This is a genomic window from Paraburkholderia sp. C35 (genome assembly GCF_003121405.1).
Lineage (GTDB): Bacteria > Pseudomonadota > Gammaproteobacteria > Burkholderiales > Burkholderiaceae > Paraburkholderia.
In genome coordinates this window covers 40,154-62,294 of the sequence record NZ_QBUY01000035.1, presented here as the reverse complement: position 1 = coordinate 62,294, position 22,141 = coordinate 40,154, and the positions used below count along the sequence as shown (strand labels likewise).

Below are 22,141 nucleotides of genomic sequence, written 5' to 3'. Positions count from 1 at the left end.
GCCATGGCATTTCAATCACTGGATATCAAACGCCTCTCCGCCACCACCGTGCAGCCCACGTCGGTGCGCGAACCGGTGACGGGCACGGTCGCCAAGCTGATCGACGTGACCAAGTGCATCGGCTGCAAGGCGTGTCAGACGGCGTGCATGGAATGGAACGACCTGCGCGACGAGGTCGGCATCACGACGGGCATTTACGACAACCCGCGCGATCTCAGCGAACACTCGTGGACGGTGATGCGCTACACCGAATACGAGAACCCCAAAGGCGATCTCGAATGGCTGCTCCGCAAGGACGGCTGCATGCATTGCGAAGATCCCGGCTGCCTGAAGGCATGTCCGTCGCCGGGTGCGATCGTGCAGTACACCAACGGCATCGTCGATTTTCACGAAGAAAACTGCATCGGCTGCGGCTATTGCATTGCGGGCTGTCCGTTCAATATTCCGCGGCTGTCGAAGACGGATCATCGCGTTTATAAATGCACGCTATGTTCGGATCGTGTGGGCGTCGGCCAGGAACCGGCTTGCGTGAAGACCTGCCCGACGGGCGCGATCGTGTTCGGCACAAAAGTGGACATGATCGAGCACGCGGAAGAGCGCATTGCGGACCTGAAAGAGCGCGGCTTCGAGAACGCGGGACTGTACAACCCGGAAGGCGTGGGCGGCACGCACGTGATGTACGTGCTGCACCATGCGGATAAGCCGTCGCTATATCACGGCTTGCCCGACGATCCGCACATCAGCCCGTTCGTGAAGCTGTGGAAGGGCGTTGCCAAGCCGCTCGCGCTCGCCGCGATGGCGCTCACCGCGCTGGCGGGCTTCTTCCATTACACGCGCATCGGCCCGAACGAAGTCACGGAAGAAGACGAAGACGCCGCCCGCAACGCTGCACACGACATCCGCGAGAACCGCAATGGCCGCGGCGATCGCGACGAGCGCGAGCATTCGCCCGAGGAGCCTGTCAAATGAAACATCATCGGCATGAGAACCCGGAACTGATCGAGCGCTACACGCCGAACGAGCGCACGAACCACTGGATCACGGCGATCAGTTTCGTACTGCTCGCGCTCTCCGGCCTCGCCATGTTTCATCCGGCGATGTCGTGGCTCTACGCGCTGTTTGGCGGCGGGCAGTGGACGCGCATTCTGCATCCGTTCGTTGGCATTGTGATGTTCGTGTCGTTCATGATTCTGGCGCTGCGGTTCTGGCATCACAACTATCTCGATGCCGACGATGTGCAATGGCTGCGCCAGATCAATGACGTGCTGACGAACCGAGAGGACCGGCTGCCTGAAATCGGCAAGTACAACGCCGGGCAGAAGCTGCTGTTTTTCGTGCTGGTGCTTTGTTTGCTGTCGTTGCTGCTGAGCGGCATCGTGATCTGGCGCGCGTACTTCGCGTTCTATTTCCCGATCGAAGTCATCCGCATCGCGGCCGTGATCCATGCCGCTGCCGCATTCGTGCTGATCTGCAGCATCATCGTGCATATCTACGCGGCAATCTGGGTGAAGGGGTCCATCGGCGCGATGGTGCGCGGCACGGTGACGCTGGGCTGGGCGCGCAAGCATCACCCGAAGTGGTTCCGCGAAAGCATCAAGTAAGCTTTGGCATACGCTGCATCTGCATATCTGCTACTGTTGACGCCATCCAGTTTTCTGAGCGGCAGGAACCTGAATTGGTGCAACGCATCCTGGACCCCGGCCAGATCGAATCGCTCGATCACACTGCGATTCCGCGCCTGCGCATGCCCGAACGCACGGCGATTTTTTCGACGCGCGCCGCGCGGCTTCGTCAACTGGCGGACGCGAGTCCCATCGGCGGTTATATCCGGCTGATGGCCGCGCTGGCCGATGCGCAGCAGCAAACCCTCGCGCAACTCAGCGCGCCGCTGCCTTCCGCCGAATCCATCGCGCTTGCGCAGCATCATTCCATGCCTATCGTGCCCGCCACGGCGTCAGAGCGCGATCTGCTCTGGCGCGATGTGTTGCACCGCCTGCTCGACCGCGTCGAATCGGCGGGACTCGTGACACCCATGCTCGCGCGCGTGCTGGACGGCTTGAGAATGAAAAGCTCCGACGAACTCGACGCACTCGCCGATGCCATCGTCGCGTTGCGCTTCAATGAAGTCGAGCCGGCGACCGCACCGTTCGTGATGGCCGCGCTGCAAGTGGTGTGGACCGACATCGCGAGTCATATCGATCCGCGCGCGGTGCCGTATCTCGACACGCCCGGTGCGTGCCCTGTGTGCGGCACGGCGCCTGTCGCGAGCATCGTGCGTGTGGGCGGGCAGTTCCAGGGCTATCGCTACGTGCAATGCGGGCTGTGTTCGACGGAAACGCATGTGGTGCGGGTCAAATGCACGAATTGCGATTCGACCAAAGGTATCGCGTATCACGGCATCGACGGCGGCAGCGAAGCATTGAAGGCCGAATCGTGCGACGAGTGCCGCACCTATCGGAAGATCGGCTATCAGGACAAGGATTTCGACTTCGAGCCGCTCGCCGACGATCTCGCCAGCCTCACGCTCGATCTGCTGATGAACGAGGCGGGTTACCGGCGCAGCAGTCCGAATCCGCTGTTGTGGCCGGAAGTGTCTTCGGACGGGTAAGCCGCCGTCCTTGCAACCGCTCGAGGAGAACGCCAGCGTGAGCGAAGTGTCGGGGAACGAGTTGGGCGACGGGACAGGCCAGCACGTGCGGGCTTCGCTCGCGCGCGTGCCGGCTGTCGAACGCGTGGTGTCGGCGGCGGCAGCGCAGGCTTTGACGGGCGAATACGGTCGCACGCAGGTCGTCGATGCGATCCGCGCGGCAGCCGATGCGCTCAGGCGCGAACTGCTCGCGGGCACCGCGTTCGACGCATCGTTTGATTTCGAGGCAAAGCTCATCGACGACGCTTCGCGTTCGCTCGCCGCACGCGCACGGCCCAATCTGCGCGCCGTGTTCAATCTCACGGGCACCGTGCTGCATACCAATCTGGGCCGCGCGTTGTTGCCCGACGAAGCCGTGCGTGCCGTGATCGAAGCGCTCACGCGGCCGATGAACCTCGAGTTCGATCTCGCCACGGGCAGCCGTGGCGATCGCGATGACCTGATCGACGATCTGATCGGCGAACTGACGGGCGCCGAGGCGGCGACCGTGGTCAACAACAATGCGGCCGCTGTGTTGCTGACCTTGTCGGCGCTGGCTTCGAAGAAGGAAGTGATCGTGTCGCGCGGCGAACTGGTCGAGATTGGCGGCGCGTTCCGCATTCCCGACATCATGTCGCGCGCGGGCGCGAAGCTGCGCGAAATCGGCACCACCAATCGCACTCATCTGAAGGATTACGACGAAGCCATCAACGCGCGCACTGCGCTGCTGATGAAGGTTCATTGCAGCAACTATGCAATCGAAGGCTTCACGAAAAGCGTCTCCGTCGATGAAGTCGCGCAGCTTGCACACGCGCGCGGCCTGCCGATGGCTGTCGATCTCGGCAGCGGCACGCTGGTCGATCTCGCGCAGTTCGGCTTGCCGACCGAGCCGACCGTGCGCGAGACCGTTGCGGCAGGCGCGGATCTCGTCACGTTCAGTGGCGACAAGTTACTCGGCGGGCCGCAGGCGGGGCTGATCGTCGGGCGCGCCGAGTTGATCCGCAAGATCAAGAAGCATCCGTTGAAGCGCGCACTGCGCGTGGGCAAGCTGACGCTCGCCGCGCTCGAGCCTGTGTTGCAGCTTTATCGTGCGCCCGAGTTGCTGTGCGAGCGGCTGACTACGTTGCGTCTTCTCACGCGCCCGGCCGCCGAGATGCAGGAACAGGCGGCGCGTGTGCAAGTCGTACTGCAACGCGCGCTCGGCGACACATACAGCGTGACAGCGGAGCCGATGATGAGCCAGATCGGCAGCGGTGCATTGCCTGTGGACCAGTTACCGAGCTTCGGGGTCGTGATGCGCAACGCCGCGGGCAAACGCGGCGGACGTGCGCTGCTGAAACTCGAAGAGGCGCTGCGCGCGTTGCCGCGACCCGTGATCGGACGCATCGCCGACGATGCATTGCGCCTCGATCTGCGCTGTCTCGAAGCTGCCGACGAAGCGGCGTTCGTCGCGCAATGCGCGGGGCTGCGCCTATGATCGTCGGCACGGCGGGCCATATCGATCACGGCAAGACAACGCTGGTGCGTACGCTGACGGGCGTCGATACCGACCGCCTGAAAGAAGAGAAGACACGCGGCATTTCAATCGAACTCGGCTACGCGTACACGCCGCTCGATAACAGCGATGTGCTCGGCGTGATCGACGTGCCCGGCCACGAGAAACTCGTGCATACGATGGCGGCGGGCGCATGCGGCATCGACTACGCGCTGCTGGTGATCGCTGCCGACGACGGCATCATGCCGCAGACGCGCGAGCCTCTGGCGATCCTGCAACTGCTCGGCGTAACGTACGGCGCGATTGCGCTGACGAAGACGGATCGCGTGGACGTGGCGCGTATCGCGCAGGTTCGCGACGAGATTCGCGCATGGCTCGCGGCCACGACGTTCGCCGATGCGCCTGTGTTCGAAACGAACGCGACCTCAGCCGATGATCCGGGCGTGCGCGCGCTGTTGCATCATCTGCGCGACACGGCCGTTGCGTGGCAGGCGCGGCGCGATGACGGCCTGTTCCGGCTGGCCGTCGATCGCGTGTTCACGTTAGCAGGACAGGGCACGATCGTGACGGGGACGGTGTTCGCCGGACGCGTTGCGACGGGCGATACGCTGATGCTGGAACCGTCGCATCAGCCGGTCCGCGTGCGCAGCATCCACGCGCAAAACCGTGCCGCCGACGTGGGGCGCGCCGGTCAACGTTGCGCGCTCAACCTTGCCGGCATCGATAAAGAGGCGATTGCACGCGGCGACTGGATCGTCGATCCGCGGCTCGCGATGCCGGGCGAACGGCTCGACGTCAGCCTGCGCTTGCTCGCAGATGCCGATATCACGCTGCAGCATTGGGCGCCGCTGCATGTGCATATCGGCACGCTGCATCGCGTGGCGCATGTGGCGCTGCTCGACGGCGATACGCTGGCTGCAGGTTCGAATGCGCGTGTGCAACTCGTGTTCGACATGCCCGTTTGCGCGTTGCCGGGCGACCGCTTTATCGTGCGCAATGCGCAGGCGACGCGCACTGTAGGCGGTGGCTGCGTGCTCGATCCATTCGGGCCGCCGCGCAAGCGGCGGTCGGCGGAGCGGCGTGCATGGCTCGATGCATTGCAGACGTGGCTCGACCAAGGAAGCCTCGGCGCGTTGCTCGAAGAAGCGCCGCGCGGTGTCGCGCGTTCGATGCTGATGCAACTGACGGGATTGCCGGCCGACGCATTGCCGCTGCCTTCCGATGCAGAGACGATCGCGTTGCACGGCAAGGATGCGGGCGATGCTGTCGTTGTGTTGCGCAGGCATTGGACAACGCTGCGCTCGAATGTGATGGCGGCGCTCGCGCAGTATCACTCGCGCTCACCCGATGAAGTGGGACCGGATACAGCGCGCTTGAGACGTATCGCGGCGCCGCTGGTGCCGGATGCAATGTGGCGCGCGCTGGTCGAATCACTCGTGGCTGAAGGTGCTGTCGCGAGAAGTGGCCCCTGGCTGCATTTGCCGGCGCATTCGGTCGAACTCGATGCGAGCGAGCAGGCGCTGGCGGACAGGCTGCTGCCGCTGCTGAGTGAAGGCCGTTTTGATCCGCCGTGGGTGCGCGATCTCGCGCAGACGACGGGGCAGCATGAAGAGACCGTGCGCCAGGTGTTGCGCAAGCTCGCGCGACAAGGCGACGTGCATCAGATCGTGCGCGATCTGTTCTATCACCGCGATGTGGTCGATGAGCTTGCACGGCTGATTGCCGGGATTGCGGGCGGCCACGGCGGTGCGTTGGGTGCGTCCGCGTTTCGTGATGCGACGGGCCTCGGACGCAAGCGCGCAATCCAGATCCTGGAGTTCTTCGATCGTATCGGCTACACGCGTTTTCAGCGCGATGTTCACTGGCTCAGGCCGGACTCGCATCTGCGTGAAGCGGTGGCGAATGGACCGGGCGCGTGAGATCGAAGTGTTGGTTACGCGTGCAATGCACGCGCGGGGTTTTTAGTGATGGCTATAATCGCTTGCGACTTGTTTGGCGGTGGTGGGAATCATCAACGGAAGGCATTCGTATCTGGTGGTGCGGCAGGGCTTCAAACCCTGTAGAGGGTGTCAGACACTCTCTGGTCGGTTCGACTCCGGCTGCCTTCCGCCCCTTGGTTTGGTGGGTTGGGCACATGATGTGCGCCTGCCAGCGACGTTCGTCACCACAACATCACGCTACACCAGCATGTCGAGAAACGCCCGAACCTTCGCATTCAAAAAACGCCTCGAACTATAGAGCGCCCAGATTTCAACGGCTGGGCCAGCATCGAGTCCAAGCGGCACCAGCTTCCCACTTTCAATATCCGCCTGCGCGAGCAGTCCCGGCAACAGCGCGGCGCCTGTACCTTCCAGCGTAGCCTCGCGCACCATCAGCAGTGAAGAAAGCCTCAATATAGGTACTGGCGTCACCTCATGCACAGTGCCGTCCATAATCTGAATCCTCCACGTCTGATCGTTCGCCGTTGCCATGACGATCGCGGGCAATCCCGACGCCAGCGCGCCACGCATATCCATGTTGCTCTCGCGCACGACAGTGGAATCGGGTGCCGCACAGAGCACCCGTCGATCGACAGCAATACGCCGCCCCACCAGCAATTCGTCCGGCCGCGGATTCACGCGAATGACGAGGTCGTAGCCATCGTCGACAGGATCCGTCACGCGATCTTCCGCGACGATCTCCAACTCCACCTGCGGATACGCACGAGCAAAGCGCGCGGCGACCCGCGATAGCGCCACGTGTGCATACACGACGGGCGCGCTCACCCGCAGACGGCCGCGTGGCGCCGACGCGCGCGATGCGACCGCGTCACCCGCTTCGACGATCTCCGCAAGCAGGCCACGCGTTTGCTCGCTCAACATGCGGCCCTCGTCGGTCAGGCGCAGCGTTCGGACGCCCCGATCGATGAGCCGCACCCCAAGACTCTGCTCCAGTTCGGCGACGCGGCGCGACAACGTAGCCTTTGGCCGGTCGAGCTTTCTGGCCGCAGCGGCGAAGCCACCGTGCTGCGCAACTGCATTGAAATCGGCAAGTGCAGTGAGATCCATGATCGTTCCATATATGAGACGAGGCGTCTCGTGTTTCGGTCTTTCGGATCAAAACCGGAACGTCTATCGTAACTGTGCGGGCGATCAATTGCCCAGACAACTTCCACTTTTATGGAGATCGAACATGGCTATTCTCGTAACAGGCAGTACCGGCGTCGTCGGCACGCAGGTGCTCGCGCATCTCAAGGACAGCGGCGCAGACATTCGTGCGTTGACGCGCAAACCCGACGATGCACAACTGCCGCCGTACGTGCGCGCCGTCAAAGGCGATCTGTCCGACATCGATGGATTGCGCGCGGCGATGCAGGATGTCAGCACGCTATTCCTGCTCGCGCCGAACGCAGCCGACGAGCAGACACAGGCGCTGCAGGCGCTGAGCGTCGCGCGCGAAGCAGGCGTGAAGGGGATCGTCTATCTGTCGGTATTCAAAGGCGAGGACTACACGGATGTGCCGCACTTTGCGAGCAAGTTTGCGGTGGAACGCATGATCGGCCAGTTCGACTTGCCCGTTACCATTCTGCGCCCGGCTTACTTCATCCAGAACGATGTCCGGTTGAAGGATGCGCTGCTGAAGCACGGCGTCTACGGCATGCCGATCGGCGCGAAAGGCATTTCGATGGTCGATGTGCGCGACATCGGCGATGCGGCCGCACGCGAACTGTTGCGGCGTGAGCGTGCGGGCGCGCCCTTAGCGGCCGACACCTATGAACTCGTCGGGCCTGATGTCGTGACAGCAGATTGGGTGAGCGCGACGTGGAGCGAAGCATTGCAACGTCAGATCGCGTATGGCGGCGACGATCTCGCGGCGCTCGAAACGCGCCTGAAATCCGTGGCACCTGCGTGGCTCGCGTACGACATGCGCCTGATGATGCAGCGCTATCAACGTGATGGTGCTGCGGCGACGGCGGCGCAGGTGGAACGCTTGAGTGCGCTGCTTGGCCGGCCGCCGCGGTCGTATCGCGACTTTGTAAAGCACTGCGCGGCGACGTGGTCGAAAGAATGACAACGTCAGCGCGTTAGAGCAAAACACTGCGGGTGTCGGTCACAGCTTGCAACGTGCAATACGCCAGCGATGACGACACTACGCAGTGCCGGACGGCCCTCGCTCAACTGCCCTTATAGAACTCCTGTATCCACGCTGCCTCGCCATTCTTTTGCGAGCGTACGAGTTCCTGATAGACCTCTGCGCGGGTTTTGCCATGCATCATGGCAGGCGCGCCCGACATGGAATTCGCCGATGCGTCCGGGCCTTCCGACGTGTCGGCGCTGGTCTGCACGTCTGCCGCCGGATTGGGCTGGATGGTCTGCGCATTGGCGTACCAGGCGCATGTGCACAGTAGTCCACCCGCTACGAACAGGACTGCTTTCATAAGTACCTCCTTTCCGATGCGAATTGCAGTGACATCCACCTCGGCGCCTGCTTGCCGATGCTGTCACAACGATTCTCGGCCGCCCCGGGCGCTGTCGCTACCCACGTAAGTAGGCGATGCGCAGGCGCCGGATACGGAAAGATGTAGGCATTCAGAAACCGGCAAGCGCGTTCCGGGCGCTACATTTGTAGGTATGACTTTGCAGAGCGGGCTGCTATTCTGTTTGAATTGCCCGCTGCCTTTTCCGCTGTATTTTCTCCAGGCAGCGAATTTCCTGATCGAGCGTCGTCATGAGATCGTCAGGCCTCAGCGTGCGCAGGTTCAGTTCGGCGGCTCAGGAGCGCGCGTTCCGAAGCGATTACGCGCGGAGGTTCTCCGGACAGCGCAGGCTCGCCATCGCTATCTTCACCGGCTTGTGGATGCTGTTTTCTCTCCGCGACTTCTGCCGGTTCGACGTCATCGATCCCGCTCATTTGCACCACAATGAACTGATCGTCCTGAGAGTCGGCGCAGCCATCGGAATGGCGATTCCCGTGCTGGTCTGGACCCCGCGCGCACTCGACGAACGTTGGGCCGTTGGCCTGCTCAGTCTCTGGACGCTCAGTTGCTGGTTCGCCTGCGTGCGAATGCTGCAGTTCTATCCGGGCGACATCGGCTGGCGGGAGGTCTACCCCGTGCTGCTGTTTTCGCTTTTTCTGATCTTCATGGCCCTTCGGCTGCGAGTGATCACGGCCATCTGGCTGATTGGAATTTGCGTCGTCAGTTATCTGGTCATGCTGTATTTCAAGCCCGTTGGCGGCAGTGTTCAACTCCGCGTCGAGTCGGTCACTGCGCATGCCACGATGTTGCCGTTGATGTCGGTTGTCGGCGTGCTGCTGAGCATTCCGCTCGAACGCGCCGCGCGGCGCGAATTCATGTACCGGCGCACCTTGCGTGCGGCCAAGGCGCGCGTCGAAGCCGCGTCGCGCGCGGTCAACGAGCAGAACAGGCGCATGCAGGAGTTCGTCAGGGAGAAGGAGCGATTCTTTTCATCGGCGTATCACGACATCCAGCAGCCGCTTGCCGCTATCAACCTTTTCATCCGGAGCGCCCGGACGAAGATCCAGGACGGACGAGCCGTGGATCGCGATCTCGATGTGATCGAGGAGACTGCGTCCGACATCCTCGACATGTTCAAGGATATTCAGGACTACAGCGAACTGGGTTCCTATGTGCCGCGTGTCGTTTCCGTCGATACGCAGGGCTTGCTGGCCGAGGTCGTCGGGCAATACCGGGAAATGGCCCGCTTGCGCGGCATCGATCTGAGAATCGCCAGACGCCGCGGCACTGCGCCGCCCATCGAAACCGACCGGTCGCTGTTCAAGCGGTCCATTTCGAATCTCGTATCGAATGCGATCAAGAACACGTCGACAGGCGGTGTCGTGCTCGGCTGGGTGCGCCTGAATGGACGATTGCGAATCGACGTGTGGGATACGGGCATCGGCATTGCACCTGCCTATCGCGACGCAATCTTCTCCGAGTACTACCAGATCAACAATCCGGGGCGCGACCGTTCGAAAGGGCTGGGATTGGGCCTGTCGATCGTGCATCGGGCGATCCAGATCCTGCCGGAACACAGTATGAGCTTTGCGTCCACAGAAGGGCGCGGATCGCGTTTTTCTCTTTATGCGGCGTTGTCGGCGGTAACGCCTGCCGTTGGCGCACACGCGCGCGATGCTAACGGCTACACGCCCGATCTCACAGGCACGTTCATCCTTCTATGCGATGACGAGCCTGTTGTTCTCGAAGGGCTGAGGCGTCTGTTTTCAAGTGCTGGCGCGCTGGTGCTTGCCGCAGAGTCGATGATGGGATTCGAAGCCATGATTGCCGACGACAGCCGCATTCCCGATCTCATCGTCGCCGATATTCGCCTGCGCGACGGCGCCACGGGCCGGCAGGTGGCTGAGCGGCTCAGACGTCACTTCGCGTGGTCGGGCGTTATTCCCGTGGCGTTCATCACCGGCGAATTATTGTCCGATCACGTGCTGCGCGACTTCCCTCAGCCATTCGTGCTGCTGCGCAAATCGTCGGCTCCCGCAGACCTGCTGACGGAGATCAGCCGGTACGTGAGCGTTCATCGGAAGATGAATCTGGATCATGCAAACGATCCATGACTGCAGGCGTGCCAAGCGTAATGCCTTTTTCCGCCAGCATGACGATGAGTTCCGTGCGGCGCCGCAAATTGAAATGCGCGAGCAGATGACTGATGTACTTGCGTACCGTGATGTCTTCGAGCCCCATCTTCGATGCGATGGCTTTGGAAGGCAGGCCGCGCACGAGCCACGTGAGCGTTTCGAACTCACGGGGCGTGAGTCCCAGTCCGGGCGCATTCCAGGGCTCGGCGTTGCTGGCCGGTTGCGCGATGGCTGGCTGGCTTGTCTGTACATCATCGGTGCCTGCTGCGCGCTTGAGACCGATGATGCTGGCCGCAGGCAGGAACACGCCGCCTGAGAGGACGGCAACGATCGCGGCATGCAATGCCTCAGGCGAAGACGATTTCGGCACGTAGCCCATCGCACGCAATTCGAGGCATCGACCGATGGATTCGACGCTTTCGTCAGCCGACACGACGACCACAGGCGCGAACGGACGTGCGTCTTTTAGCTGGATCAGCGCGTCGCAGCCGTGGCCGTCGGGAAGTTCGAGATCGAGAAAAACGATGTCCGGGTGCTCGGCGATGGCGAGCTCGACGCCGCGCGACAAGGTATTCGCATGCAGCAGTTCGACATCGGGGAAAAGCTCTTTGATGAGCAGTGCAAGGCCTGCCCTGAAGAGCTCGTGATCGTCGACGAGCAGTACACGCATCTCATCGTCCCCTGGCTGCACACGCACATACAAATGGACGAAGCACGCGGCGTTCGATTGAAACCGGTCGCGAAGAACCGTATTCGAACGCAATCCATGCGGCTAACCGTGCAGGCTGGTCAGTGTCCAGCCATACGACAGACGAATCGAGTATATCCGAGCGGAAACCCAGCATCATGGAAGCGCCATCACTTCCTTCCACAACGTATCGATTACCTCGAGCGTATCCGTGATGGCCGTCTGACTCGCCGTGCCAGGTTTCCACACGGCGACGATCGCGTGGCTGAGCCCGTCGCTGCCCATTTCCGTGTCGATGATCTGAACGCCTGGCCAACGTTCGGCGTGCAGGTGGGTCGGTAAAAATCCCCAGCCCTGCGCGTTGCGCAGCATATGTGCAAGCGTGTCGAGTTCATTCACGAAGACGACGTGATCGGAGATCTGCACCTGCCGTGCGAATTGCTCGTCTAACGTGCGGTGCATGACGATCTGCGGCAAAGCGGCCAGCTCGCGCAGCGTCACTTTCCATTCGCTATTGCCGAGCAGCGTTTCGCTTGCATACACGCTCATATCGATGCGACCCATTGCGCGCCATTCGAGTTCGCCGTTCACGCTCTGATTTCTCGCGAGGGTGATGGCCAGTTGCGCGGTGCCTGCCACGAGTGCCGCTTCCGCATCGGCACGCGAGCCGCACCACGCACTCAAACGGACGCCACGCGCGGCCTGAGCGTCGATGAGCGCGTGCACGAACGCGCGAGGAACGAAGGGATCGTAGACCACGCTGATCTCGTCCGAGATCGCGCTGGAAAGGGTTTTTGCAGCCGTCCCGAATGCTTGCGCCTGCCGCAGCAGCAGCCGTGCCTGACGCTGCAACCGCTTGCCCTCGGGCGTCAGGGTGAGTGAGCGACCCGTGCGTGTGAAGAGCGCATAGCCCAGCTCGGTTTCGAAGAATTCGAGCAATTCGCTGACGGTCGAGCGGTCTTTGCCAAGGCGCTGCGCAGCTTTGGTGATGCTGCCCTGTTCCGCGACGCTCGCGAACGCTTCGATCTGCGCGAGCGAATAACTTAACGCGTTCATGCCATGTCCCTGCTGCTTTGCTTGCGGGGGATTTTCCCACGAAACTCGCTTTGACCCCTATCCACGTGCGCTCGATACTCGCCGCATTTGCAGCCCGTATAACAACCTTGGAGAAGGGATGAAGATGAAACTCAACGATTCGCTGACACGCGCTTTTGCGCTCACATGCCTCGTGAGCAGCGTTCTCGCGACGGTATCCGCGCATGCGGCCACAACACAGAATTGCGGCGGCATTCAACTTGCGACCTGCCCAAAGCCGCTCGATGCCGCGTTGCCCGAACCCGAAAAAATGCTCACATGGAACCAGTCGGAGCGGGTGATTGGCTTTCGCAACGACTACCGCAACTATGCAGGCGACGTATTCCATCACGGCGCGGCAAAGCCGCTTGCACGTGCGCCGCAACAGTTGAAGCGCGTCTCTTATGAGGTGCACGGCAAGCACTACACGCTCGACGATTATCTTAAGCATCAGAACGTGGCGGGTCTGCTGGTGCTCAAGAACGGCAAAGTCGCCTACAAGTATCTCGGCAACGGCAATACCGACAGCACGCTATGAACCTCGCGGTCGGTCGGTAAATCCGTGGTGTCGACCCTGGTGGGTGTCGCGTTGCACGAAGGAAAGATCAGGTCGCTCGATCAGCCCGTGACCGATTTCGAGCCGGATCTGGCGGGCACGGCATGGGCCGACGTGACACTGAAGCAGTTGATCACGCACACATCGGGCGTGGGTTGGACGGAAGACTACACCGACCCAGGCTCCGACTTTTCGAAGCTCACGCAATGCGAAGCGCGGCCAGGCACCTACGATTGCGTGCGCAAGCTCGTGACTGGCCTGAAACGCGTGCATGCGCCGGGGACGGTGTGGTCCTACAGTTCGGGCGGCGCGTGGCTGCTCGGCGACGTGCTCGAACGCGCCACCGGCATGCCGCTCGCGGATTATCTCGAACAGTCCATCTGGAAGCCGTACGGCATGGCAAGCGACGGCGTGTGGCACGCGTATGAGCCAGGCCAGCACGATGTGGGCGCACACGGCTTCAATGCGACGCTCGACGACTGGGGACGGTTCGGCGAATTCGTGCTCGAGGGTGGCCGCTTGCCGGGCGGTACGAAGATGCTTCCCGATGGATGGATCGACGAGGCTTCGAACTGGACGCATGCCAAAGGGTCGGTGTCGGCGGCGCATCCGCAAGGTCTTTATGGCTATCAGTGGTGGAACAATGCGGAGCCGGTCACGGCCCAGGGCGTGAATCCCGCACCTGGAGATTCGCTTCAGCAGTCGCTGTGGGCGCTGGGCATCTTTGGTCAGGTCATCATGATCAACCGCGCGGAGCATCTCGTGATCGTGCAGTGGTCGACGTGGGCGCAGGCGGAACCGTCATTCGATTCGCTGCCGCTCGAAGCGTCGGTGTTCTATAGCGCGATCGCGAAGCAGCTTCACTGACAGTGTCGGCATCCCGCGATGGCTTGTTATGAGCTTTCTTCAGACGCCTTGAGGTCAGTTTCACACTAGCGTCACATCCGGGTTGCACCGCGCATGCTCGACTTCGCACAGCAGTGAAGTTTCTACGGGTTTCTGCCGATAACACGGGTTGGCCCTCAACCTGTTGAAGTCGCATGAAACTCACCATCAAGTCTCGTCTTCTCGCCACGCTGGCCTTACTCGGGCTGCTGCTGGCGATCAGCGGCGCGCTCGGCATCACGGGCATGCACGGCTCGAACAACGCCGTCGCGCAAGCGTACAAAAGCGACGTAGCGGCGGCGACCGCGCTCGGCAAGTCGAATCTGAATCTGCCCGTGGTTCGAACGACACTCGACCGTGTCCTGCTGCACCCGGAAGCCCCCGATACCGGTGCGCTGATCGACAAGGCGCTGACGTACCTGTCCGTGTCCGATGCGGCGTGGAAAGAATACCGGTCGATTCCCGCCTCCGATGCCGAAGCGGCGTTGTCGCAAGCCGTGGCCGACGCGCGCAGCGCGATGCTGCATGGCGCGCTGGAGCCGATGGTGGATGCGATGCGCCATGGCGACCACACGCGCGCCGACCATATCGCCATGGTCGACATGCCGCCGCTCGCGGCCTCTCTTACGCAAAAGACGGGCGCACTCGACAAGTTCCGCAACCAGCAAGGCGGCGAACGCTATCAGGCGGCGCAGGATCGCTACGACATGCTGTTCACCTTCACGTTGATCGCAATCGGTGTCGGGCTGCTGGCGTGCGTCACGTGTGGATTTTCACTGGTGCGCGCGATTGCGCGGCCGATTGAAATGACGGTGCAACATGTCGAAAGAATCGCGCAAGGCGACATGTCGCAACAGTTGCGCTTCGACACGCAGGACGAAATGGGGCGGCTCGTGAAGAGCGTGGGGCAGATGCAGGCTGGCATCGCCGCCATGATCGAGCAGATCGCGCGTGGCAGCGAGTCGAGCGCGACGGCCACACGGGAGATTTCCGCCGGCAACGCGGATTTGTCGGCACGCACGGAAGCGCAGGCAGCCTCCATCGAGGAAACAGCGGCGAGCATGGAGCAACTGACGAGCGCCGTGTCGCAGAACGCAGCACACGCGCGCGAAGCACGCGAACTCGCCGAGACCACGAATGTCGCCGCAGGCGCGGGCGCGGAAGTCGTCGCGCAGGTCGTTGCGACGATGAGCGACATTCATGATGGCGCGAGGAGAATGAGCGAAATCATCGGCGTGATCGAAGGGATTGCGTTTCAGACCAATATTCTGGCGCTGAATGCAGCCGTGGAAGCGGCGCGTGCAGGCGAAGAGGGCCGTGGCTTCGCCGTGGTGGCGGGCGAAGTGCGCACGCTTGCCCAACGCTCCGCGACGGCAGCAAAGGAAATCAAGGCGCTAATCGATGCGTCGAGTGCGCGCGTCGAGGATGGCTCGCGACTGGTCGGCCAGGCGGGTGCGACCATCGGAGAAGTGCGCGCCTCTGTTGGCCGCGTCACGTCGATCATGAGCGAGATTGCGACGGCGTCAGCCGAACAGAGCGACGGTATCGAGGAAGTGAATCGCGCCGTGTCGCAGATGGATGAAATGTCGCAGCAGAATGCCGCGCTCGTCGAACAGGCGGCAGCTGCTGCCGCCGCGCTCAAGGAGCAAACCGATCTGCTGAAGGCGGCTGCCGGTCGTTTCCGTCTGTAGCGCTTGACGTGAGACGGCGAGAAACAGAACTACCGGGATTCAATCATTCATCGACCGAGCCGATGGAAGATTGCTGGTAGTTCTGGATGCCGATCTTGTCGACGAGACCGATCTGTATTTCCAGCCAGTCGATGTGATCCTCTGTGTCATCGAGGATCTCGACAAAAATTTCGCGCGAAACGTAATCCTTCACCGATTCGCAGTACGCGATCGCCTCTTTCAGGTGGGCCTGCGCAGTCGTCTCGAGCTTGAGATCGCATTGCAGTACCTCGAGCGTATCTTCTCCGATGAGAAGCTTGTGCATGTCCTGCAGATTGGGCAAGCCGTCCAGCATGAAGACGCGCTCGATGAGCTTGTCGGCATGCTTCATTTCCTCGATCGACTCGTCGTATTCATGCTTGCCGAGTTCGACCAGACCCCAATGCTTGTAGAGGCGAGCATGCAAAAAGTACTGGTTGATCGCCGTCAGTTCGTACTTCAATTCGGCATTCAGATATTCGATGACCTTCGGATCAGCTTGCATGTCGCGCTCCCGGTGTCCCGCAAAACTACATACAGGATAGACGGTGATTCGCGATGCGACGTTAATGGGATTGTGAACGATAACGATTTCTTTTATTGAACGGACGCGGTGCACTCAGTCCGGAACCAGCCGTCGACGCGGCTCTGCGCGGTTTGCAGATCGTCTGGATAGTATGGGTCGTCCCAGATCGAAGGATCGTAGCCGGCTTCCCGCAGGGCGGCCAGTTCGCTCAGATTTCGCTGGCGCGTGAGCGGTTGATTGTTTCTGAGCGCAGCGAGGTCGCGGCATTGCGTTGCTGTCAGATGGGTTGCGTTGTCCTGCATGCCGCCTGTGGCGCATCCGGCCAGCGTCAGTGTGGATGCGATGAATAAGGCTATCGGGAAGTGCTTCATCTTGCGTCTCTCGTTCAAAGGGTCGCGCCAGTTCCGGGGATGGATGCGACGTCTGCAGCGCCGGCATGCGAGATGCCAGCACTGCGGGCGCTGATCCAGGCCTTGATGGATTAACTGTTCTACAACCCTGTCTATTCCGGTTGCCGGAATATTTCGAACGAGAGCGCACGGAAGGCAATGCCGTGCGCGTCTGCATGCGATCGCTCAGCTACGCTTTCCTTTGAGCGTGAAAGGCGCGAGTAACGCGTCGATGTCGAGCCGATGTCCCTGAAGAATCAGCAGCCGCGCATGCAGCACGGTATTTTCAAGGACCAGTTTGGCGGTGCTCAGCAGATACAGCGCGTGAACGTCGGAGACGGACATTCCCGTTTCTACTTTCTGATGACGTTCGACGAGTGAACTGATGATAAGACGCCTGAGTTCCTGCTCTCCGAACGGCAGGTCTGCGTAATCGATGGGATCTTCTGCTTCAACTTCTTTGAGCATGTCGACAAGCGTTTCGGTGCTCACTTCCATGAGTCCTCCCCGGGACGAAGATCAAGGTCAGCGCGGCCAACAAACGTCATCCTGCACACACAGACTACCCATTCCATTAAGTCCCGTCCAGCACGACGCTAGCTGTTGTCGCTGGATGCAACACCGATGCTGTTCGTGCCCAGACCCAGATCGCGTATGCGGGCCACGGCTTCATCGCGGCTCGACACATGAAGCTTTGCGTAGATGTTCTTCAAGTGCCACTTGACCGTTTCGGGTGAAATCGCCAGCGCGCGGGCAATGCGTTTGTTCGGCAACGCTTGCGCGAGCAGTTGCAGCACTTCGGCCTCGCGATCGCTCAACGCTGCTGCGCCATCCACGCCGGCTGGCCGTGCGCTGCTTCGGACACCCGGCGTGCCCGGCGCGCCCGGCGCCGACAACGTCGTCAGTCGCGCAGCCTGAAGGCGGCCAACGTAGAACGACAGCAACGGATCATCCGGCGCCTCCTGCGACACACGCACGATGAATTCGAGCGCTTGCGGATCGGCGTCCAGCAGCGTGCGCATCAGCCCGAGCCGATGCCCGCGCCGCAACGCGGCCTGGACTGCTTCCGTGGCGCTCTGGTCGCGTCCGAGGCGCGCATCGGCGATGGCGCCCAATAGCTGAAAATGCGCGACGAGATGCTGCCAGCCACGCGCCTCGCAGGCCTCGATCAGAGGATGAATGCGCGACGACACTTCGCCGTGGTTTTCATGCGCCATATTCCACAAGATGTTCGCCCGCGCGGCTTGCACGGCGATATGCGCGTGCAGCGCATCCGTTCGCGAAGACGCGGCGCTCGCCAACGCGTCGAGCCGCATGAGCGCAACGTTGGCTTCGCCCGTCTGCCCGCATTGCAGATGCCGTTGCACACGCTGCGCCAGACTGTGCGCGATCAATCTGTCGAGCCGGTACTTGCTGCCGTATTCCTCCAGCCGATCGAGCCACGCGAAGGCATCGAGCCGATGACCCGCTTCCCAATGCACGGCAGACAGGATCATCAGCACGCGTAACACCGAATCGGGGATCGACACGCGTTCGAGCACTTCGATGCGTTCTTGCAGCAGCTGACGCGCGGCGGCGAGTTCGTTGAATTCGTAGAGCACTTCGCCGAGCAGTGCGACGGCGAGACACGCCGACTCGACGGCCTCGTTCCCGCGTTGATCGGCCTGCGCCAGGACGTCGCGGCAAATTCGCTCGGCCTGCACGAACTTGCCTTCGAGCGAATAGCTCAATCCCATGATGCAGCGGCCGTACAGACTGCCGGCAGGGCTGCCCAGCAGAGGCACGCCGTCCACGCCGTGCGCGGCGGCTCTGCTCTGAATGTCACGCGCATGCTCGAAACGGCCGACGTGCATATAAAGCCACGAGAGAATATTCTTGCCGCCGCCGACATCCACGGTTTCGCAATCGTCGGGTGCGCAGAGCAAGTGCGATTCCACGGCCGCGACGGTTTCGACATCGTCACGCTGTACGGCCAGAATTGCCTGCGTGATGGCCAGCCGGTAGCGAAGCAGATGATCGCCAGGTGCAATATCGGCGCCGAGGCTTGCAATGCTCGCTTCGCATGCTTCGTACTCGTGCGCGTACAGCTGCAGGCGCGCCTTCCACAGGCGCAGACCGACGCGCGCCTGGATTTCGTCTTCGGGCAGCAGGCGCATCAGGCCAACCAGCTTGCGCAGATCGCCCTTCAGGCGCATCTGCTGTGCGCATTGCAGCACCAGATCGGCGGCCGCCGTCGTCTCGCCGGCGAGCAACGCATGGCGGATTGCCTCGTCCGGCTGATCGTGCTCGCGAAACCATTGCCACACTGCGAGATGAACCGCCCGCTGCTGCTCCGCGCTCGCCGTGCGAAAGCGCTGCAGCAATGTTTCGCGGAACAGTGGATTGAGCCTGTACGAGGTCTCGCCGCCCGACTGCTGGATCGACTCGACGAACTGGTTATTGCTCTCCAGCCGGTCGAGCAGCGCGAGCATGGCACTGCGTTGTTCGCTATCGCCCGCGACTGCGGCACACAGCGATGCGCAGAAGGTCGCGCACGTCGCGAGCCGTTCCAGCAGACTGACTTCGGAATGCGTCAACTGCGTCAGCACTTCACGTTCGAAGTATTCGGCGAAGCCGCGCGCGTCGAGCAGATGGCTGCGGCTCAGGGCGGTGGACATGGGGCCGCCCGTGAGGCTGCGCTTCTCGCGCTTCAGATGTGCGGTCAGCAACTGCAGGCCCGCCACCCAGCCATCCGTCAGTTCATGCAGCCGTTTCGCGGCCTGTGCGCCGACATTGCCGAGTTGCGCGGTGACGAATTCTTCGGATTCCGCGCTGGTGAAGCGCAGGTCGCGCATGTTCAGTTCGAGCGCGAGTCCCTGGTCTCTCAGCCGGCCGAGCGACACAGGCACTGCACCGCGCGACGCGATCACGATGTGCAGGTTGGCGGGTGCATAGTCGAGCAGCCATTGCAGCGTTTCGTGGATGGCAGGATTCGTCGCGCAGTGCATATCGTCCAGTACCAGAACGAGATGGCGCGGAAAGGCGCCAGCGCTGCTGACGAGCGTGACCAGCGTGCGTTCCACGGCTTCTTCATCTGTGCCGCGGCCCGCCAGCAGCGCGGCCTCGCGCACGAGGACGGGATCGACGCGCGCAAGGCACGCGACCAGATCGTCGAGCCATTGCGCGAGATCATTGTCTTCGGGGCCGAGCGTGAGCCACGCCACATCGAAACCGAACGGCAGCAACTGTTGACGCCACGCCAGCAGCAGCGTGGTCTTGCCGCTACCCGCCGGGCCTTCGAGAATCACGCAGCGCTGACGGCGGGCGTCCGTCAGTTGCGTAAGAAGCCGCTCACGCGCAAGCGCGCGGGCGTCGGGGCGCGGCGGCTGCCGCCGATGATCGGCGTCGGCAGCACGCGGTTTTCGGGGTGGCTGGCTTGAATCCATACGGCGCGAAATAGAGTAAGTCTTGATAGACGCCGGGGTGCGTCGGTATGAGGCTAGCCGTCATGCCGACGCACAGACATTGTACGGCGGCATTCAGGTCTACTGTGCATCTGTGAACCACATCGTTGACGTGGACCACACGGGCAGACTGCGACCTGGCTTCACATACAGCCGACGTGTTCTGCCGGGATCGCCCGGTAGAGTTCGTCGATCAGATGAGCGCGGCGCGCACGGCAGGCAGCCTGATTGACGTAGCCTTTGTCGGCGATTTCATTGGCGTCGACGGAGGGCGGCTCGGCCATCAGCATGATGCGTTTGACCGTCGTGCTGGCGCCGGTTGCAGGTTGCGCGCGCAGCCGTTCGCGCAATGCCGAGACGACAACGGGATGCCGCACCAGCGCCGCCGCATCGAGCGTGACAAGCTCGGGTGACAGTTGCCTGCAGGCCGCGATGTTCGGCCAGGCAAGAGCCGCGACGTAGTCGTGATCGTGGCCGCAGATCACGGCATCCGTGACGAGCGGGCTGCACTGGGCGATCAGCGCGAGCCGCACGGCGCCTGTGCGCACCCACGTGCCGTTGGTGAGCTTGAAATCTTCGACGACGCGTCCGGCGAAACGCAGGCCGCGCGTGGGATCGGCGGGATCGACGAGACGCACGGCGTCGCCCAGACGCAGATAGCCTTCGTCGTCGAAAGCTTGTGCGGTCAGGTCGGGCCGCTTGAAGTAGCCGCCGAATATGGCCGGGCCTCGCATGCAGATTTCGTAGCGGTCATCGCCGCCCGCCAGCGGAAGCAGCTTGATCTGCACGCCGGGCGCGGGTACGCCGATCGTACCCAGATCGTCCGACGGCCAGCCGAAATAGGTGCCCGTGCCGTTCGTTTCGGTCGCGCCCAGCGACGTACAGAAGCCGATCCGCTCGCCGATGGTCCGTTCGGCGACGCGCTGGATCCGCGCCCATGCGTCTTTCGGCAGGCTCGCGCCGCCGTAGCCGAAACTGACGAGCCGCTCGAACAGTCTGGCGGCGAGTTCGGGATCGCGTTCGAGCTCGCTGGCGAGCATCGTCAGCGCGGACGGGGCGCTGCTGAAAATGGTCGGGGAAATGTCGCGCAGGTTGCGCAAGGTCCGTTCGAACTGGCCCGGCAGCGGCTTGCCGTCATCAATGTAAAAACTCGCGCCGGTCGCCATCATCCGACCTAACGCGAAGATGCCGCCCATCGTGTGATGCCAGGGCATCCAGTCGAGGAACACGGGCTGCGGCTCGGCCAGCGCGCCGAACACATGCGCGAAACCGGCCATCGACGCCTTCAGCATCGCGTAGGTTGCGGGAACACCTTTCGGCGTCCCCGTCGATCCTGATGTGAACAGGATGCGCAATATATCGGCGGGCTGGATCGCGGCGCGCGCGGAGGCGAGCGCTGCGATGCGGGACGGCGTCAGTTCCACGCTAATGAGCGAGTCCCATGCGCAGCGCGCTTCCGAAGCGCCCGAGACAGCGAGGATGGGCAGCCGCTGCACGTCGGAAGTGGAGAGCGCGGCGAGCGCGCGCTCGAACGGTTGCCGCTCCTGCACGAAGATCGCGGCCGGTTCGAGAAGCGCCGCGATGCTTTTCAGGCGGGAAAAATCCTGGCTGACGGTAGACCAGGCGGGCGACACAGGCGCCGTCGGAATGCCGACGTATTCGGCGGCGAGCAGCAGGATGGCCTGTTCGATGGAATTGCCGGACAGCACCATGATTGGCTTGCCGGGACTCAGGTCCAGGTCGAGCAGTGCTGCCGCGACGGCCTTGACGCTTTCCCACAGCGCGTTCCAGCTGACCGTGCGCCAGCCGCCCGAGGGCTGGCGTTGGCTGAACGCAGGTGCATCGCCGCGCAGGCGCGCCCAATGCGGCAGGAAATCGACGAAACCGTTCTGCGTGACGGCAGGCGCCGCCGGGGACCACAGCAACAGGCTGCCGTCGGCGCGGCGCTCCGTATGGGTGATCCACGTGGGGATGCGCGTGTCACGGTAGGTCGTGACCTGACCGGGCGCGTCGATGGTGGGCGCTTTCATGAGGAGTGTCTCCAGGGTTCGCGCTCTGAGTCGCGTATTGGTAGATGTGTGACGTGCAGAGAACGCGCGCGCCACACTGCCTGAAGCGTAATTGCGGGATAAGCGATGACGACTCCCCGATGCGGGGGG

Annotated in this window: 18 protein-coding genes, 1 tRNA gene and 1 pseudogene; 11 read left to right on the top strand and 9 right to left on the bottom strand. The window is 62.4% G+C overall.

Translation table 11 applies throughout. The annotated features are described in order from the left end of the window. Positions 1-3 precede the first annotated feature (3 nt). The 6 genes from fdxH to DK391_RS21345 all read left to right on the top strand — a co-directional run bounded on the left by fdxH (position 4) and on the right by DK391_RS21345 (position 6,230). Positions 4-969, top strand: a complete 966-nt coding sequence (gene fdxH, locus DK391_RS21370; protein WP_109479973.1) for a formate dehydrogenase subunit beta — start codon at positions 4-6, stop codon at positions 967-969. Further along, complete coding sequence (locus DK391_RS21365) at positions 966-1,601, top strand: formate dehydrogenase subunit gamma (RefSeq protein WP_109479972.1); 636 nt, start codon at positions 966-968, stop codon at positions 1,599-1,601. The genes fdxH and DK391_RS21365 overlap by 4 nt, the downstream gene beginning before the upstream one ends. Before the next feature lie 74 nt (positions 1,602-1,675). Continuing rightward, positions 1,676-2,608 carry a formate dehydrogenase accessory protein FdhE gene (gene fdhE / locus DK391_RS21360; RefSeq protein ID WP_109479971.1) on the top strand — a complete coding sequence of 311 codons (933 nt, stop codon included), beginning with the start codon at positions 1,676-1,678 and terminating at the stop codon, positions 2,606-2,608. A 37-nt stretch (positions 2,609-2,645) separates the two neighbouring features. Then, complete coding sequence (gene selA / locus DK391_RS21355) at positions 2,646-4,103, top strand: L-seryl-tRNA(Sec) selenium transferase (RefSeq protein ID WP_109479985.1); 1,458 nt, start codon at positions 2,646-2,648, stop codon at positions 4,101-4,103. Then, on the top strand, positions 4,100-6,040 hold the full coding sequence (selB, locus tag DK391_RS21350) for a selenocysteine-specific translation elongation factor (RefSeq protein ID WP_109479970.1): 1,941 nt from the start codon (positions 4,100-4,102) through the stop codon (positions 6,038-6,040). Before selA ends, selB begins: the two co-directional genes overlap by 4 nt. Positions 6,041-6,137: 97 nt before the next feature. Beyond that, a tRNA-Sec gene (locus DK391_RS21345) sits at positions 6,138-6,230 on the top strand. Positions 6,231-6,298: 68 nt separating this feature from the next. Here DK391_RS21345 and DK391_RS21340 read toward each other — a convergent pair. Next, positions 6,299-7,168 (bottom strand): LysR substrate-binding domain-containing protein, encoded by an 870-nt coding sequence (locus tag DK391_RS21340; protein WP_109479969.1) that lies wholly within the window; start codon positions 7,166-7,168, stop codon positions 6,299-6,301. 124 nt (positions 7,169-7,292) lie between these two features. On the opposite strand from DK391_RS21340, the gene DK391_RS21335 reads away from it, so the two are divergent. After that, the gene (locus tag DK391_RS21335) at positions 7,293-8,171 is read left to right on the top strand and encodes an NmrA family NAD(P)-binding protein (RefSeq protein WP_109479968.1); all 879 of its coding nucleotides are present in this window, start codon (positions 7,293-7,295) and stop codon (positions 8,169-8,171) included. A gap of 103 nt (positions 8,172-8,274) precedes the next feature. Here DK391_RS21335 and DK391_RS21330 read toward each other — a convergent pair whose 3' ends face one another. Then, the gene (locus tag DK391_RS21330; RefSeq protein WP_109479967.1) at positions 8,275-8,538 is read right to left on the bottom strand and encodes a hypothetical protein; all 264 of its coding nucleotides are present in this window, start codon (positions 8,536-8,538) and stop codon (positions 8,275-8,277) included. A gap of 290 nt (positions 8,539-8,828) precedes the next feature. Here DK391_RS21330 and DK391_RS21325 point away from each other — a divergent pair, with 290 nt between their 5' ends. Further along, positions 8,829-10,691, top strand: a complete 1,863-nt coding sequence (locus DK391_RS21325; protein ID WP_109479966.1) for a hybrid sensor histidine kinase/response regulator — start codon at positions 8,829-8,831, stop codon at positions 10,689-10,691. Here DK391_RS21325 and DK391_RS21320 read toward each other — a convergent pair. Together DK391_RS21320 and DK391_RS21315 are read right to left on the bottom strand one after the other, a co-directional pair. Continuing rightward, positions 10,633-11,382: a response regulator transcription factor gene (locus DK391_RS21320; RefSeq protein ID WP_162600885.1), complete on the bottom strand. Its 750-nt coding sequence runs from the start codon at positions 11,380-11,382 to the stop codon at positions 10,633-10,635. The two genes, DK391_RS21325 and DK391_RS21320, sit on opposite strands and share 59 nt — an antisense overlap. Before the next feature lie 174 nt (positions 11,383-11,556). Then, positions 11,557-12,456, bottom strand: a complete 900-nt coding sequence (locus DK391_RS21315; protein ID WP_109479964.1) for a LysR family transcriptional regulator — start codon at positions 12,454-12,456, stop codon at positions 11,557-11,559. A gap of 118 nt (positions 12,457-12,574) precedes the next feature. Here DK391_RS21315 and DK391_RS45335 point away from each other — a divergent pair, with 118 nt between their 5' ends. The 3 genes and pseudogenes from DK391_RS45335 (at position 12,575) to DK391_RS21305 (ending at position 15,606) form a co-directional block, all read left to right on the top strand. Further along, positions 12,575-13,012 carry a hypothetical protein gene (locus DK391_RS45335; RefSeq protein ID WP_239482906.1) on the top strand — a complete coding sequence of 146 codons (438 nt, stop codon included), beginning with the start codon at positions 12,575-12,577 and terminating at the stop codon, positions 13,010-13,012. A gap of 21 nt (positions 13,013-13,033) precedes the next feature. After that, positions 13,034-13,897: pseudogene (locus DK391_RS21310) on the top strand (serine hydrolase); the annotation flags it as partial. A 173-nt stretch (positions 13,898-14,070) separates the two neighbouring features. Further along, a complete protein-coding gene (locus tag DK391_RS21305) occupies positions 14,071-15,606 on the top strand; it encodes a methyl-accepting chemotaxis protein (protein WP_109479963.1) in 1,536 nt (511 codons plus the stop codon). A gap of 43 nt (positions 15,607-15,649) precedes the next feature. On the opposite strand, the gene bfr is transcribed toward DK391_RS21305, so the two are convergent. The 5 genes from bfr to DK391_RS21280 form a co-directional block, all read right to left on the bottom strand. Beyond that, positions 15,650-16,129 (bottom strand): bacterioferritin, encoded by a 480-nt coding sequence (gene bfr, locus DK391_RS21300; protein WP_109479962.1) that lies wholly within the window; start codon positions 16,127-16,129, stop codon positions 15,650-15,652. A gap of 92 nt (positions 16,130-16,221) precedes the next feature. After that, a complete protein-coding gene (locus DK391_RS21295) occupies positions 16,222-16,521 on the bottom strand; it encodes a DUF4148 domain-containing protein (protein WP_109479961.1) in 300 nt (99 codons plus the stop codon). A gap of 204 nt (positions 16,522-16,725) precedes the next feature. Next, positions 16,726-17,037 carry a hypothetical protein gene (locus DK391_RS21290; RefSeq protein WP_109479960.1) on the bottom strand — a complete coding sequence of 104 codons (312 nt, stop codon included), beginning with the start codon at positions 17,035-17,037 and terminating at the stop codon, positions 16,726-16,728. 98 nt (positions 17,038-17,135) lie between these two features. Beyond that, entirely contained in the window at positions 17,136-19,964 is a 2,829-nt protein-coding gene (locus DK391_RS21285) for a LuxR C-terminal-related transcriptional regulator (RefSeq protein WP_109479959.1), read from the bottom strand. Between the two features lie 161 nt (positions 19,965-20,125). After that, positions 20,126-22,012, bottom strand: coding sequence for a feruloyl-CoA synthase (locus DK391_RS21280; protein WP_109479958.1), 1,887 nt, complete (start codon positions 22,010-22,012; stop codon positions 20,126-20,128). Between the last annotated feature and the right edge of the window lie 129 nt (positions 22,013-22,141).

Excerpts from the sequence above, each read along its gene's own strand:
- DK391_RS21280 (WP_109479958.1), bottom strand. The coding sequence starts at position 22,012 with ATGAAAGCGCCCACCATCGACGCGCCCGGTCAGGTCACGACCTACCGT.
- DK391_RS21295 (WP_109479961.1), bottom strand. The coding sequence starts at position 16,521 with ATGAAGCACTTCCCGATAGCCTTATTCATCGCATCCACACTGACGCTG.
- DK391_RS21320 (WP_162600885.1), bottom strand. The coding sequence starts at position 11,382 with ATGCGTGTACTGCTCGTCGACGATCACGAGCTCTTCAGGGCAGGCCTT.
- DK391_RS21335 (WP_109479968.1), top strand. The coding sequence starts at position 7,293 with ATGGCTATTCTCGTAACAGGCAGTACCGGCGTCGTCGGCACGCAGGTG.
- DK391_RS21330 (WP_109479967.1), bottom strand. The coding sequence starts at position 8,538 with ATGAAAGCAGTCCTGTTCGTAGCGGGTGGACTACTGTGCACATGCGCC.
- selB (WP_109479970.1), top strand. The coding sequence starts at position 4,100 with ATGATCGTCGGCACGGCGGGCCATATCGATCACGGCAAGACAACGCTG.
- DK391_RS21315 (WP_109479964.1), bottom strand. The coding sequence starts at position 12,456 with ATGAACGCGTTAAGTTATTCGCTCGCGCAGATCGAAGCGTTCGCGAGC.
- DK391_RS21290 (WP_109479960.1), bottom strand. The coding sequence starts at position 17,037 with ATGGAAGTGAGCACCGAAACGCTTGTCGACATGCTCAAAGAAGTTGAA.
- DK391_RS21365 (WP_109479972.1), top strand. The coding sequence starts at position 966 with ATGAAACATCATCGGCATGAGAACCCGGAACTGATCGAGCGCTACACG.
- DK391_RS45335 (WP_239482906.1), top strand. The coding sequence starts at position 12,575 with ATGAAGATGAAACTCAACGATTCGCTGACACGCGCTTTTGCGCTCACA.
- DK391_RS21285 (WP_109479959.1), bottom strand. The coding sequence starts at position 19,964 with ATGGATTCAAGCCAGCCACCCCGAAAACCGCGTGCTGCCGACGCCGAT.
- DK391_RS21305 (WP_109479963.1), top strand. The coding sequence starts at position 14,071 with ATGAAACTCACCATCAAGTCTCGTCTTCTCGCCACGCTGGCCTTACTC.
- fdxH (WP_109479973.1), top strand. The coding sequence starts at position 4 with ATGGCATTTCAATCACTGGATATCAAACGCCTCTCCGCCACCACCGTG.
- DK391_RS21340 (WP_109479969.1), bottom strand. The coding sequence starts at position 7,168 with ATGGATCTCACTGCACTTGCCGATTTCAATGCAGTTGCGCAGCACGGT.
- bfr (WP_109479962.1), bottom strand. The coding sequence starts at position 16,129 with ATGCAAGCTGATCCGAAGGTCATCGAATATCTGAATGCCGAATTGAAG.
- DK391_RS21325 (WP_109479966.1), top strand. The coding sequence starts at position 8,829 with ATGAGATCGTCAGGCCTCAGCGTGCGCAGGTTCAGTTCGGCGGCTCAG.